The following is a 14,884-nucleotide window of genomic DNA, read 5'->3' as shown; positions in this document are numbered from 1 at the left end:
TGCAACAGTCTCTCGTGGTCGGATCGGTCCCCATCATCCGTCCGCTCCCGCCACGCGAGCCTGCCTATTCCCCGCCTTTCTGATCCTTGAGCCGCTCGGCAGCCAATTGCTGCGCCAAGGCATCCACATCCCCTACCGGCTCTTGCGGCAGCAGCTTCAGCGTAGCCTGCATCAAACGCATCTGGCGGATAAACCGTCGGCAGTTCGGGCAGAACATCAAGTGATGACGCACCAGCAGACGCTCGCGAAAGGTCAATTGCCCATCAAGATAGTCACTGGACCGCGCCACTTGTTCTTTACAGGTCAGCATTCGCCCGTTTCCTCAAAATGCTCCACCGTGGCGAAGACTTTAAGCCGTGCCCGATGCAGCAGCACACGGACATTGGAGAGTGAGAGCGTCAGAAGATTACAGATCTCTTCCAACTCCAGGCCCTGGCGCTCACGCAGCACCAGCACGCTGCTCTGCAACTGCGACAGGCTCGACAAGGTGTGCTCCAGGCAGTCGCGCAGTTCGCCTTCGGTGAGCAAGGCTTCCGGGGTGTCCTGGTGCCAGGCATAGGGGGCGACGGCCCAGTGGCCATCGTCCGGGGTGAAGCGGTCATCGCCGATGGTGCCATGGGGTGATGGCAGGTCGTCGAGCAGCACTTCACGGCGGTTCTGCTTGTAGCGTCCCTTGGCGGCGTTGGCGGTAATGGTCAATAGCCAGGTCTTGAGACTGGAGCGCCCTTCGAACCTGGACAGGTTGCGGACCACCGAGAGCCAAGCGTCCTGCACGATTTCATCGGCATGGCGCTGGCCGACGATCGCATAGGCCACCGCGCGCATGGCGCTCTGGTAGGTGCTGACCAATTCCTTGTAGGCCCGCTGCTCCCCCTTGAGCAGGCGTTCAAGCAGATCCGCGTCGTCGGCTGCTGCCATGGGCTACCTCAATTTCACTTTGAACATGCGATCACTGTGGGAGCCAGCTCCCACCCATTGACCGCGCCCTCCCCACCGATCAGCGTTTACGCAGGATCACGCTGCCGATCGAGTAGCCTGCGCCGAACGAGCTGAGCACCGCCACGGAGCCCTTGGGCAAATCGTCCTGGTAAGTATGGAACGCAATCACCGAACCCGCCGAACTGGTATTGGCGTAGGTGTCGAGGATCACCGGCGCTTCTTCCACCGTGGCTTCGCGGCCCAGCAGTTTCTTCACGATCAGGTGGTTCATGCTCAGGTTGGCCTGGTGCAGCCAGAAACGCTTCACATCGGCGACGTTCAACTGGTTTTCCGCCAGGTGCACACCAATCAGCTCGGCCACCATCGGGCACACATCGCGGAAGACCTTGCGGCCTTCCTGCACGAACAGTTTGTCGGGCGCGCCGATGCCCTCTTCCGCCGCGCGGTTGAGGAAGCCGAAGTTGTTGCGGATGTTATTGGAGAACTTGGTCAGCAGCTTGGTGCTGACCACGTCGAACTGGTGCTCGGAGGTCGCCAGGTCGGCACGTTCGAGGACGACGGCGGTGGCCGCATCACCAAAGATGAAGTGGCTGTCGCGGTCACGGAAATTCAAGTGGCCGGTGCAGACTTCCGGGTTGACCATCAGGATCGCCCGGGCCTGGCCCAGTTGGATGCTGTTGGCAGCGTTCTGGATGCCGAACGTGGCCGAGGAGCACGCCACGTTCATGTCAAAGCCGAAACCCTCGATACCCAGGGCTTCCTGGACTTCAATGGCAATGGCCGGATAGGCGCGTTGCAGGTTGGAACAGGCGACGATCACGCCGTCGATGTCAGCGGCAGTCTTGCCGGCACGCTGCAGGGCTTGTTCGGCGGCGCCGATGGCCATCTGGCAGAGCACCGACCATTCGTCGTTACTGCGCTCGGGCAGGCGCGGGGTCATGCGCTGCGGGTCGAGAATGCCTTCCTTGTCCATCACGAAACGGCTCTTGATGCCCGAGGCTTTTTCGATGAAGGCTGCACTGGACTCGGTCAGCGCCTGAACTTCACCGCGCTCGATGGCGGCGGCGTTGTCGGTGTTGAAGTGCTGGACGTAGGTATTGAAAGACTGCACCAGCTCTTCGTTGGAGATGCTGTTGGCCGGGGTGTACAGGCCAGTGCCGCTGATGACGACGTTATGCACGGTCGTTCCTCTAAATCTGTCAGGCAGGGAATGTTGGTACCTTCGTACCAAACTGTAAGTAGTCCGAATCCGCCCAGCGGACATCAAACTGGCATCGCTTTATTCCATCGCGCCGTGGCTGCAACCGCCAGCCTGTAACGACGATCCCGGCATTTATAGGCGCGAAGTTTGCCACAACCCTCGGAGTTTGGCGCTATCTGCGCACAAACACCGGTTTCCCTTGGAATGCTCCCACAGGGGGGTTGTGTTGGGTTTCAGGGCTCTACCTGGCTCCATTGCTTGCTCAGGCGCTTGTCGGAAATCGGCACCTTGGTGCCCAACTGCTGGCCAAACAACGACACCCGGTACTCTTCCAACCACCAGCGGTAGAGCTCTAGCTGAGGATCGCGCTTGCCTTCCTGGGCGTGTTTTTTCAGGCGATTCTCGTACTGCGCCCACAAACCGGCCAACTCGCCGCTCCAGACCCGGTCCTTCTGTACCTGGCTCGGCAGTTTCTCCAGACGCAGCTCGATGGCCTTGAGATAGCGTGGCAGTTCCTTGAACCACTGCGCCGGGGTTTCCCGTACAAAACCGGGATACACCAGGTTGCCCAGTTGCTGCTTGATGTCATTCAGGGCTACGGCCTGAGCCAGGTCGATCTTGCCTTTGAAACGTTTTTGCAGTGCGTGCCAGAGCTTCAGAACCTCCAGGGTCAAGCGTGCCAGGCGTTCGGCATGCTCGGTCCAGCTGCCACGCTTGCGCTCGGCCAAGGCGGCCAGGCCTGCGCCATCGCGGGGCAGGCTGGCTTCGCCTTCCAATACGCAGGTGTCGAGGCTGGCCAGCAGGATATCTTCCACCAGGGCGTCGATGCGCCCCAGTTCGCGGTACATCAACCCCAACTCCGTCAGACCGGGCAATTTGCCGCGCAGGAATTTGGCCGGTTCCGCCAGCTGCTGCATCAGCAAACGCTGCAAGGCGCGGCGGTGTTGGAATTCAGCTTCGGCGGCCGTGGAAAAACGCCCTTCCTTGACCGTACCGTTTTCCTCCACCAACGCCGGATAAACCGTCATCGACAGGCCGGCGATCTTTTGCTGGGTCTTCTGCGCCACCGCCGCGAACACCTTGGCCTCTACTGGCTGTTGGCTTTTCGCGGTTTGCGGCACCGCCAACGCAGCCTGGCTGGCTTCGGCGAAGCGTGCGGTCAACTCGGCCAGGTCGCGGCCTTCGCCGAGGAACTTGCCTTGGCCATCGACCACTTCCAGGTTCATCTTCAGATGGTTGTCCACCTGCTGCGCCGCCTCGGCCCAGGCTTCATCGCTGACGCGGGCACCGGTCATGCGCAGCAACTCACGGCCGAGCGCCTGGGGCAGCGAGCCCTGGCCGAATTCGATGCGTTGCAGCGCCGCCTTGACGAAGTCCGGCACCGGCACGAAGTTCTTGCGCAGCGCCTTTGGCAGGTTGCGCACCAGGGCGATGCATTTGGCCTCGATCAGCCCCGGCACCAGCCATTCCAGGCGTTCCGGCGGCAACGCCGGCAACAGCGGCGCGGGCACGCGCAGGGTCACGCCGTCGCGGGGGTGGTTGGGTTCGAAGTGGTAACTCAAGGCCAGGGCCAGGTCGCCCAGGTGCAGGGTGTCCGGGTAATGCGCGGCGGTGACCTCGCTGGCCTCGCGGGCCAGCACGTCTTCTTCGCGCATGATCAACAGTTGCGGGTCTTTCTGGCTGTGGATCTTGTACCAGCTGTCAAACGTCGCAGTCTGGTGGATCTCTGCCGGCAAGCGCGCATCGTAGAAGGCATACAGCGTTTCCTCGTCGGCGAGGATGTCACGGCGGCGCGCCTTGGCTTCCAGCTCGTCGAGCTGTTCCAGCAGTTGCTGGTTGGCGGTCAGGCACTTGGCCCGCGACTGGATCTCGCCACGCACCAAGCCTTCGCGGATAAACAACTCACGGGACACCACCGGGTCAATCGGCCCGTAATGCACTGGCCGGCGCCCGACCACGATCAGCCCGAACAGGGTGATCTGCTCGAACGCCACTACCTGGCCGCGCTTTTTCTCCCAATGCGGTTCGAAGTGGTTCTTCTTGATCAGGTGCCCGGCCAGCGGCTCGATCCAGTCGGCATCAATCTTGGCAACCATGCGCGCATACAGCTTGGTGGTTTCCACCAATTCAGCGGTCATCAGCCATTGCGGGCGCTTCTTGCCGATGCCCGACGACGGGTGAATCCAGAACCGCCGCTGGCGCGCACCGAGGTAATCGCCGTCTTCGGTTTTCTGGCCGATCTGGCTGAGCAGGCCGGACAGCACCGCCTTGTGCAGTTTGGGGAAATCCGCCGGCTCTTTATTGATCGTCAGCTGCATGTCGCGACAGATCAGGCTGAGCTGGCGGTGGGAATCGCGCCATTCGCGCAGGCGCAGGTAGTTGAGGAAGTTCTTGCGGCACCAGTTACGCAAAGGGCTGGCGGTGAGTGCCTGGCGCTGCTCTTCAAAACCGCGCCACAGATTGACCAACCCGGCGAAGTCCGAGTCCGCATCTTTCCACTGGGCGTGGGCCTGGTCGGCGGCCTGTTGACGCTCCGGCGGGCGCTCGCGCGGGTCCTGGATCGACATGGCGCTGGCGACGATCAGCACTTCCTGCAAACTGCCGAGCTTGGCCGCTTCCAGCAGCATGCGGCCCATGCGCGGGTCCACCGGCAGGCGCGCCAGTTGGCGGCCCAACGGCGTGAGCTGGCTGTTGCGGTCCACCGCCGAGAGCTCTTGCAGCAGGTTGAAACCGTCGCTGATGGCCTTGCCGTCCGGCGGCTCGATAAACGGGAAGTCGGTGATTTCGCCGAGGCGCAGGTGCAGCATCTGCAGGATCACGGCGGCAAGGTTGGTACGCAGGATTTCCGGGTCGGTAAATTCCGGACGCCCGATAAAATCCTCTTCACTGTACAAGCGGATGCAGATGCCCGGCTCGACCCGGCCGCAACGACCTTTACGCTGGTTGGCACTGGCCTGGGAAATCGCCTCGATCGGCAGGCGTTGCACCTTGGCACGGTAGCTGTAGCGGCTGATGCGCGCGGTGCCGCTGTCGATCACATAACGGATGCCCGGTACGGTCAGCGAGGTTTCCGCGACGTTGGTTGCCAGCACCACACGACGGCCTGGATGGGACTGGAAAATCCGCTGCTGCTCGGCCGGTGACAGGCGCGCATACAGCGGCAGGATTTCGGTGTGCTTGAGCTGGGCCTTGCGCAGCATTTCGGCGGCATCGCGGATCTCACGCTCACCCGGCAGGAACACCAGCACATCGCCCGGGCTGCGCCGTTCGCTGCGCTCGTAGGCGGCGATTTCATCCAGGGTGGCCAGGATCGCCTGGTCGACGGTGAGGTCATCCTCGACGCGGTTGCCCTCCTCGTCCTGCTCCAGGGTCAGCGGGCGATACCAGGTGTCCACCGGGAAAGTGCGACCCGAGACTTCGACGATCGGGGCATCGTCGAAGTGCTTGGAGAAACGCTCCAGGTCAATGGTCGCCGAGGTGATGATGACCTTCAGGTCCGGGCGGCGCGGCAGCAGGGTTTTCAGGTAGCCCAGCAGGAAGTCGATGTTAAGGCTGCGTTCGTGGGCTTCGTCGACGATGATCGTGTCGTAGCGCTCGAGGTAGCGGTCGTTCTGGGTTTCTGCCAGCAGGATACCGTCGGTCATCAGCTTGATCAGGGTGTTGGAATCGCTCTGGTCTTCAAAGCGCACCTGATAACCGACCAGCGCGCCCAATGGCGTGGCCAACTCTTCGGCGACCCGGCTGGCCACGCTGCGTGCGGCGATCCGGCGGGGCTGGGTGTGACCAATGAGACCGAACTGGCCACGACCGATTTCCAGGCAGATCTTCGGCAACTGGGTGGTCTTGCCCGAGCCGGTTTCGCCGGCAATGATCAGCACCTGATGCTGGTTCAGCGCTTCTTTGATTTCATCGCGCTTGGCCGCAATCGGCAGGCTGTCGTCATAACGAATCACCGGCAGGCTGGCGCGCCGCGCCGTGACCTGGGCACAGGACGCCTGCATGCGCACGACCCACTGCGCCAACTTGTCCTCGTCGGGCTTTTTGCGCAACTCAAGCAACTGCCGACGCAAACGGTGGCGGTCGGCAAGCATGGCGTGGTCGAGGGTTTTGAGCAGTTGGTCGATAGTGGGCGCTTGGTCAGTCATCTGGGTGGTAAAGGTCTTCGGGATGGGGCAGGCATGACCTGCACAGCGGTGGACGGATAAGACGAGGTGGCGATTGTCGCAGATTTCGACGCTTCTGAAGACGGCCCGTCAAAAGCAACGGGACTTTCGCTCATACCGTGGCGAAATTTACTACAGCGGATCAACACTCTCCCCCACACGTTTCTAGCGAAAGTCCGATTTGTGACGAGTGACGCAAGCGTTCCAATGAGCTAGCCAGTCCTGACTGGCTGTTCATTAACGCCGACTCAGAACGGAGCTCCTATGCCAATCGACTCATCCACTTCCACCCCCTATCTACCTTCTTATGCAGACGCGATGCGTGCGCAGCCTCGATCGGCTGACTCGCTGCCACCGCCAGCCTATGAATTCGCGCCCAGTTATACAAAAAACGCCAGTGAGCAGCCTGCGAACCGCCAGGCCTCATCTAGGCCAACCACCAACCTGGCAGCGAACCGAATCAGCAGTCAACCCAGCGCGCAAGCCATGCGCGGGATGAACACACTGAGTGGACTCTCCCGCTGACTGGCCACGTACACGCGCCCTCTCACCACGTACAGGACATGAAATCGTTATGCCCATTGACTCCAATAGCTATGCCTACAGCAATAGTGGTAACAACCACAGTTACGCCACCAAATATCAGTCCATCGCGCCTGAGACCTCTGCCCCGCACAGTTCCTGGCATAACCCGGAACCCCGCGAGCGCTCATCCAGTACCTATTCAAGCGCCAGCTCATCGCAACCACTGCTCAACCAAACACCCAGTTCATCATTGAGTGCCACCCAAAAATCCAATGTCCAGTCACTCACCCATCAGCACAGCGTCCTGTCGAAGCTTCCTGAACAGTTTCCGACGCCTGCAATCCCTAAAGAAAGCTATAACAAGGCCCTGAGCCTGACGGAAAAACGCATCACCCAGGAACAGAGCGCTCCTGCCAGCAGGAACCCAGTGACCCAGTACAAACACCGCCAGGAGGTCAAGAAAACAGACAAAGAGCTGGGGAACGAGATGAAAAATCTCTACAAACAAGCTAGAGATGTTCAGACAAACGGCACCAACCAGACCGACAAAAACCGCGCGTCCAACCACTCGGACTCACTGTTGGCGCTAGGCAACGGCCAGCCCTGGCTGAAAGATGTGCGCAAGGAAAACAGAAAATCGGAAGGCGTCTAATGCCTTGTCGATCAGGCCCGGCCTGATCGACACCTTCACATTGCCTGGCGTATGACAGGCTTTAGTCGGCCGTTCGACCGGTGCGTCGGTAAGGGAAAACATCAATAACCTTACCGGCGCGAATCGCCTGTTGCAGCCCCTTCCAATAATCGGCGTTGTACAACTCGCCGTGCAATTCATTGAACAACTTGCGCTGGCCCGCATCGGCAAACAGAAACGGCGGGAATTCTTCGGGAAACACATCCAGCGGGCCAATGGAGTACCAGGGCTCGGAGGCCATTTCATCCTCGGGGGTGCGCGGCGCGGGGATGTGGCGGAAGTTGGCCTCGGTCAGAAAGCAGATTTCGTCGTAGTCATAGAACACCACGCGGCCGTGGCGGGTGACGCCGAAATTCTTGAGCAACATGTCACCCGGAAAAATATTCGCCGCCGCCAATTGCTTGATGGCCAGTCCATAGTCTTCCAGGGCCTCGCGCACTTGGGCGGGGTTGGCGTGGTCGAGGTAGAGATTGAGCGGGGTCATGCGCCGTTCGGTCCAGCAGTGGCGGATCAGCACCGTGTCACCTTCGACCTCGACGGTGCCGGCGGCGACTTCGAGCAATTCGGCCAGGCACTCGGGCTCGAATTTGCTCAGGGGGAAGCGAAAGTCGGCGAATTCCTGGGTGTCGGCCATGCGCCCGACGCGGTCGACGCTTTTGACCAGCCGGTACTTCTCGATCACGGTGGCGCGGTTGACGTTTTTCGACGGCGAAAAGCGGTCCTTGATGATCTTGAACACGGTGTTGAAGCCCGGCAGCGTGAACACGCTCATGACCATGCCGCGCACGCCGGGGGCCATGATGAACTGGTCGTCGGTGGTCGCCAGGTGGTTGATCAGCGCGCGGTAGAACTCCGACTTGCCATGTTTGTAGAAGCCGATGGAAGTGTACAGCTCGGCGATGTGCTTGCCCGGCAGGATGCGCCGTAGAAAACCGATAAATTCCGCCGGCACCGGCACATCGACCATGAAGTAGGAACGGGTAAACGAAAAGATGATCGACACGTCGGCTTCGTCGGTGATCAACGCGTCGATCTGGATGCCCTGCCCTTCACGGTGCAGCAGCGGGATCACCAACGGCCATTGTTCGTCGCGGGTATAGATGCGTCCTACGAGGTACGCGCCTTTATTACGGTAGAGCACCGAGGAAAACAGCTCGACCTTGAGGTCCGGGTCCTTGCACACCCAGTCCGGCAGGTTCTCGCGCAATTGCGCTTCGAGGCGGCGCAGGTCGGCGGGCAGGTCGGCGTAAGGCTCGCTGAAGCGGTAGTCGGCAAAGATCTGTCCAAGCATCCCGGCGATGTTGCCCGCCGGCAGGTAGTTGCGGGTTTGCGCCGCACGCGCCCGGCGCAGGCTGGGCCGGGTGGTGTGGATGAACATGCAGCCGTCACTGATCAAGTCGTGGCTGAACAGGCCGCAGAAAATCGAGTTGTACCAGGTCTCGGACAGCTCATCGTCGAAACGCAGGTCGATCAGGCCGATGTAAGCGTTTTTCACCAACGGCCACAGGCCTACGTCCAACAGCTCGTCTTCGCTGAAGCTGGCGCGCAGGTGCGTGGTCACTTCACTGACCTTTTCTTCATACAGGTTGATCCGCGCCGCCGACGCCGCCTGCCCCTGCTGCCACTGGGCCTTTTCGAAACGCTCGCGGGCGCCATCGGTGATCTGGCGGAAGTGCTCGCGGTAATCGTCAAAGCCATCGAGGATCATGCGGGCGATGGCAAGGGCGGGCGTCGGTTGCGACATGCGGGAAACCTCTACGGGAATCTGGAAGCCCTGAGCTTAGCCAGTGTAGGAAGGCAGGAGAAGGACGTTTTTTCGCGCACGGTTGTACAACTTGCTGCACTTCGTACATTTACTTTCAATTTTCATAAGTCGACCAGCCGGTCAATAAATGCACCAAAACGTCGCAGTGGATTTTTCCGCACGCCTGAAACGCCGGGGCTTGGCGGGTTGACCGTGAAAAACAGCGCATGTCACTCAAGCGCAGTGATGTGTAACCGCATCGATGCAACGTAAGGGAAACCCTGATTACCTCATTAGTGGCACTTTGATATACAGCGCGCCCCTCCCCACCCTAACAAGGTCAAAAGACCGACCCGGGGACAGGTTCTAATCGCCTAAGGAGCATTGAGATGTCATTGAGGAATATGCGGATCGGCGTGCGTGCCAGTCTGAGTTTTGGGGTTCTGGCCAGCCTGCTGGTGATTGTCGGCCTGTTTGGCCTGGGGCAGATGGCCAAACTGCGCGAAAGCGCGCTGATCATCGAGCAATCGTGGATGCCGAGCATCGAGAATATCCACGACAGCGCCGCCTACGTCGCCAGCATCCGCCTGGAAACCTTGCGCCTGGCGACCACTGATGAGTCGCGGATTCGCGACAACAGCAAAAGCCTGATCACCCGCCAGCGCAGCGAACTGCAAACCTTGCTGGAACATCACGAGACCTTGCTCAGCAACGATCAAGAGCGCGAGTTACTCAAGCAGCTCAAGGTCAATGTGAACAACTACCTCAACCTGGTCGGGCAGATCATCACGCTGGTGGACGGCGACCAGCAACAAGACGCCATCGACCTGCTCAACACGCGCCTGGCGCCCCAGGGCGTGGTCCTCGGCAAAAGCCTGGAAAGCCTGATTACCTTTAACCAGAGCGGCGTCGAGTCGGCGGTGGATGCGGCCGCGCGCACGTACTCGAGCGCGCTGTGGGTGGTCGGCCTGATCATCGTGTTTGCGTTGATCGCGACCTTGGCGCTGGCCTGGCTGCTGACACGCAGCATCACCGCCCCCATCAGCCAGGCACTGACGGTGGCGCGCACCATCGCCGCCGGAGACTTGAGCCAGCCGATCACTGTGCAAGGCCATGACGAACCGGCGCAATTGCTCGGCGCCCTGGCCGGCATGCAGGCCGAGTTGCAGGCCACCATCCGGGGCATCAGCGAATCGGCGCAACAACTGGCCTCCGCCGCGGAAGAGATGAGCTCGGTGATGGAACAGAGCACCCGTGGCCTGCAAGCGCAGAACGATGAAATCGAACAGGCCGCCACCGCCGTCACCCAGATGAGCGCGGCGGTGGACGAAGTGGCGGGCAATGCGGTGTCCAGCGCCGAGGCGTCGAAGGCGTCCGACGAAGACAGCAAGCACGGCCACTACCAGATCAGCGAAACCATCAGTTCGATCCAGAACCTGGTGGACGAAGTGCTCGGCGCCTCGAACAAGGCCGAAGGCCTGGCGGTGCAGGCCCAGGACATCAGCAAGGTGCTGGAAGTGATCCGTGGCATCGCCGGGCAAACCAACCTGCTGGCCCTCAACGCGGCGATTGAAGCCGCCCGCGCGGGCGAGGCCGGCCGTGGTTTTGCAGTGGTCGCCGACGAGGTGCGCTCGCTGGCGCAACGCACCCAGGACTCCACCGAAGAAATCGAGCAGATGATCAACGGTATCCAGCAAGGCACCCAGGACACCGTCGGCGCGCTGAACAGCAGCGCGGAGCACGCCGGCCAGACCTTGCAGCGGGCCAACAGCGCCGGGAGCGCCCTGGAAAAGATCACCGCGGCCATTTCGCAGATCAGCCAGCGCAACCTGGTGATCGCCAGCGCCGCCGAACAGCAGGCACTGGTGGCCCGCGAAGTCGACCGCAGCCTGGTGAACATTCGCGACCTGTCCACCCAGACCGCTGCCGGAGCGACCCAGACTTCGGCCGCCAGCCAGGAACTGTCGCGCCTGGCGGTGGACCTCAATGGGTTGGTCACGCGGTTTGTCCTGTGATCCGCGCAGGGCTCGTGCAACACTCGCCGCCTGATTGATGTAGGAGTGTTCTGTGAGACCTGTCGACACCGTGTACCTGCTGGGGCTCGCTGCCATTTGGGGCGCGAGTTTCCTGTTTATGCGCATCATCGCACCGGAACTTGGGGCAGTGCCGACCGCGTTTTTCCGTGTGTCGATTGCCGCCGCCGGCCTGCTGGCGATGCTCGCGGTAATGCGCGTGAAGTGGGATTTCCAGGGCAAGTTCAAGACCGTCCTGCTGCTGGGGGTCATCAACTCGGGCATCCCGGCGACCATGTATTCTGTGGCGGCCCAGGTGCTGCCGGCGGGTTACTCGGCAATCTTCAACGCCACCACGCCGTTGATGGGCGTGTTGATCGGCGGGTTGTTTTTCAGTGAACGCCTGACGCCGTCGAAACTCGCCGGGGTCAGCCTGGGCCTGCTGGGCGTCGGCGTACTGACCCGCGCGGGGCCGGTGGCGTTTGACCTGGAATTGTTGATGGGCGCGCTGGCCTGCCTGGTGGCCACCACCTGTTATGGCTTTGCCGGGTTCCTCGCACGGCGCTGGCTGGATCAACGCGGCGGGCTGGACAGTCGCCTGTCGGCCCTGGGCAGTATGCTCGGCGCCACCCTGTTTCTGCTGCCGCTGTTTGCCTACAGCGCCATCAACCATCCGCCCGCGAGCTGGGGTGGCTGGCCGGTGTGGGGGTCGTTGCTGGGGTTGGGGCTGGTGTGTACGGCGCTGGCCTACGTCCTGTACTTCCGCTTGCTGACGGCCATCGGGCCGGTGAAGTCGATGACCACGACCTTTCTGATCCCGCCATTTGGGGTGTTGTGGGGCGCGCTGTTGTTGGGCGAGCCGTTGTCGATGGCCCATGTGTATGGCGCAGTGTTGATTGCCGGAGCGCTATGGCTCGTCCTACGCCGACCAAACCTGTAGTGAGCGGGCTTGCCCCGCGCTGGGGGGCGCAGCCGCCCCAAATCCAACCGCCTGCGTCTTACAGATACACCGAGGTGCCTGGGTTTAGGGCGGCTGCGCCCCCCAGCGCGGGCAAGCCCGCTCACTACAGGTTGTCGGGGAAGGCCGGGGCGTGGAGGAGTTTTCATCTGGGACCTGTAGGACGGCCGCTATAATGCCGCCCAGATTTTTCCAAGGATTCCCCATGCTCACATTGCCCTGGCTGTACCTGGCACTTCTTTCCATTGGCTATGGCCTGGCCCTGATCTACGGGCAATTGGGCGTGCTGGCCGGGGTGTCGGTGGCCCTGTTGTTGCTGGCCGGCTACGCGGTACGCCAGCAACGCACGCCATGGGCACGCTACCTGGGCCACGGCTTGTTTATCGTGCTGGCCTTGAGCCTGGCGCTGCACTGGTTGCCGGGCTTCTACAACGGCCGCGGCATTGACCCGCAGCGGTTGACCCCGGATGCAGTGCCCTTCTCGATGTACCTGAACCAGGACAAACCGCTGATCGGCTTCTGGCTGCTGCTGGCCTGCCCGTGGATCGTGGCGCGTCGTTCGTTGCGCCTGTCGATCTGCGTCACAGCACTGGCCCTGACCCTCACGGCCGTTGCCGCGCTGGGTGGCGCGGCGTTGCTGGGCATGATCAGCTGGGCGCCAAAATGGCCGGAGCAGGCGTGGCTGTGGGTGTTGAACAACCTGCTGCTGGTCACGCTGGTCGAAGAAGCGCTGTTCCGTGGCTACATCCAGGGCGGCTTGAGCCAGCGCTTCAAACAGCTGCCCTACGGCGACAACCTCGCACTGCTGCTGGCCTCGCTGTTGTTCGGCCTGGTGCACCTGGGCGCGGGCTGGCAATGGGTGCTGCTGGCCAGCATTGCCGGGGCCGGTTATGGCCTGGCGTATCGCTTTGGCGGGTTGGGCGCAGCGGTAGCGACGCACTTTGGCTTGAACCTGCTTCACTTCGGTTTGTTTACGTACCCGATGCTGGCCGGTTGATTGTTGCAAAAATAAGTTAAATAAACCCCTGCCCGTGCCGATACCCATTGAAAGCCTTGCGGATTGAACAATCATGCGTAATAACCAACCCGTTACCCAGCGCGAACGTACCTTCCCCGCTCAGCAACGGTTGATCTCCACCACAGACGCCAAGGGTGTGATCACCTACTGCAACGACGCATTTGTCGAAATCAGTGGGTTCACCCGGGACGAACTGCTGCGCGCACCGCACAACCTGGTGCGTCACCCGGATGTACCGGCGGCTGTGTTCGCGCATATGTGGTCCACGCTCAAACAAGGCTTGCCATGGATGGGCATTGTCAAGAACCGCTGCAAGACCGGGGATCACTACTGGGTTAACGCCTACGTGACGCCAGTCTTCGACGGCAACCAGGTGGTCGGCTACGAATCGGTGCGCATCAAGCCCACCGCCGAGCAGATCCGCCGGGCCGAAGCGCTCTATCAACGCATCAACCAGGGCAAGTCGGCCGTTCCCCAGCGGGACAAGTGGCTGCCGGTGTTGCAGGACTGGGTGCCGTTTATCCTGGTCAGCCAACTGAGCTTCATGATCGGTGCGTCGCTCAACTCCCACTGGGGCTTTGCCCTGGCGGCGGGCTTGTCGGTGCCGCTCGGCCTGCTGGGCTTGAGCTGGCAGCAGCGCGGCCTCAAGCGTTTGCTGCGCTTGGCCGAACAGACCACCTCCGACCCGTTGATCGCGCAGATGTACACCGACAGCCGTGGCGCACAGGCGCGATTGGAGATGTCGATCCTCAGCCAGGAAGCCCGTCTGAAGACGTGCCTGACACGCTTGCAGGACACCGCCGAGCACCTCAACGACCAGGCAGCGCAGTCCAACACCCTGGCGCACAACAGCTCCAGCGGCCTGGAGCGCCAGCGCGTGGAGACCGAACAGGTGGCCACCGCGGTCAACCAGATGGCGGCAACCACCCAGGAAGTCGCCAGCCACGTGCAGCGCACCGCCGATGCGACCCAGGAGGCCAATCGCCTGACCGGTCGTGGCCGCGACATCGCCGGGGAAACCCGCGAGGCGATTCAGCGCCTGTCGGTGGCCGTTGGCGAGACCGGCGTGACCGTCACCCAACTGGCCAAGGACAGCGATGAAATCGGCGGCGTGGTCGACGTGATCAAAGGCATCGCCGACCAGACCAACCTGCTGGCGCTCAACGCCGCCATCGAAGCGGCACGTGCCGGTGAGATGGGCCGTGGTTTTGCGGTGGTCGCCGACGAGGTGCGCCAACTGGCCCAGCGTACGGCCGAGTCCACCGGGCAGATCCATACCTTGATCGCCAAGTTGCAGCAGACTGCCGCCGCCGCCGTCCAGACCATGGACGCCGGGCATCGCCAGGCCGAAGAAGGCGTGGCACGGGTAATGGAAGCGGATCAGGCGTTGGTGGGCATCAGTGAGGCGGTGGCGCATATCACCGATATGACCACCCAGATCGCGGCGGCGACCGAGGAGCAAAGCTCGGTGGCGGAAGAGATCAGCCGCAATATCAGCACGATCGCGCTGTTGGCGGATCAGACGTCGGAGCAGGCGTTGAATTCTGCGCAATTGAGTGAAGAGCTGACGCATACGGCGAATACCCAGTATTCGCTGGTGGAGCGTTTCAACCGGTAAATCGCTTTCGCGAGC

The 14,884-nt window shown here is 61.7% G+C and carries 10 protein-coding genes; 5 read left to right on the top strand and 5 right to left on the bottom strand.

Features of this window, described 5'->3' with window-relative positions:
* Window positions 1–64: 64 nt before the first annotated feature.
* The 4 genes from LIY36_RS04560 to hrpA all read right to left on the bottom strand — a co-directional run bounded on the left by LIY36_RS04560 (window position 65) and on the right by hrpA (window position 6,285).
* Window positions 65–310 (bottom strand): anti-sigma factor family protein, encoded by a 246-nt coding sequence (locus LIY36_RS04560; RefSeq protein ID WP_192297102.1) that lies wholly within the window; start codon window positions 308–310, stop codon window positions 65–67.
* Complete coding sequence (locus tag LIY36_RS04555; protein ID WP_226454940.1) at window positions 304–918, bottom strand: RNA polymerase sigma factor; 615 nt, start codon at window positions 916–918, stop codon at window positions 304–306. The genes LIY36_RS04560 and LIY36_RS04555 overlap by 7 nt, the downstream gene beginning before the upstream one ends.
* A 79-nt stretch (window positions 919–997) precedes the next feature.
* Entirely contained in the window at window positions 998–2,119 is a 1,122-nt protein-coding gene (locus LIY36_RS04550; protein WP_192297104.1) for a beta-ketoacyl-ACP synthase III, read from the bottom strand.
* A 254-nt stretch (window positions 2,120–2,373) separates the two neighbouring features.
* Complete coding sequence (hrpA, locus tag LIY36_RS04545; protein ID WP_226454939.1) at window positions 2,374–6,285, bottom strand: ATP-dependent RNA helicase HrpA; 3,912 nt, start codon at window positions 6,283–6,285, stop codon at window positions 2,374–2,376.
* A gap of 592 nt (window positions 6,286–6,877) precedes the next feature.
* On the opposite strand from hrpA, the gene LIY36_RS04540 reads away from it, so the two are divergent.
* Window positions 6,878–7,480, top strand: a complete 603-nt coding sequence (locus LIY36_RS04540) for a hypothetical protein (protein WP_226454938.1) — start codon at window positions 6,878–6,880, stop codon at window positions 7,478–7,480.
* 61 nt (window positions 7,481–7,541) lie between these two features.
* Here LIY36_RS04540 and aceK read toward each other — a convergent pair whose 3' ends face one another.
* Window positions 7,542–9,263, bottom strand: coding sequence for a bifunctional isocitrate dehydrogenase kinase/phosphatase (gene aceK, locus LIY36_RS04535; protein WP_226454937.1), 1,722 nt, complete (start codon window positions 9,261–9,263; stop codon window positions 7,542–7,544).
* A gap of 389 nt (window positions 9,264–9,652) precedes the next feature.
* On the opposite strand from aceK, the gene LIY36_RS04530 reads away from it, so the two are divergent.
* From LIY36_RS04530 to LIY36_RS04515, 4 genes are all read left to right on the top strand, one after another.
* Entirely contained in the window at window positions 9,653–11,278 is a 1,626-nt protein-coding gene (locus tag LIY36_RS04530) for a methyl-accepting chemotaxis protein (RefSeq protein ID WP_226454936.1), read from the top strand.
* 52 nt (window positions 11,279–11,330) lie between these two features.
* Window positions 11,331–12,215 (top strand): DMT family transporter, encoded by an 885-nt coding sequence (locus LIY36_RS04525; protein ID WP_226454935.1) that lies wholly within the window; start codon window positions 11,331–11,333, stop codon window positions 12,213–12,215.
* A 223-nt stretch (window positions 12,216–12,438) separates the two neighbouring features.
* Window positions 12,439–13,230, top strand: a complete 792-nt coding sequence (locus LIY36_RS04520) for a CPBP family intramembrane glutamic endopeptidase (RefSeq protein ID WP_226454934.1) — start codon at window positions 12,439–12,441, stop codon at window positions 13,228–13,230.
* A gap of 73 nt (window positions 13,231–13,303) precedes the next feature.
* A complete protein-coding gene (locus tag LIY36_RS04515) occupies window positions 13,304–14,869 on the top strand; it encodes a methyl-accepting chemotaxis protein (protein WP_192297111.1) in 1,566 nt (521 codons plus the stop codon).
* Window positions 14,870–14,884 lie beyond the last annotated feature (15 nt).

Source organism: Pseudomonas sp. AF03-9 (assembly GCF_020515815.1).
Lineage (GTDB): Bacteria > Pseudomonadota > Gammaproteobacteria > Pseudomonadales > Pseudomonadaceae > Aquipseudomonas.
This window is presented reverse-complemented; position numbering and strand designations above follow the sequence as displayed.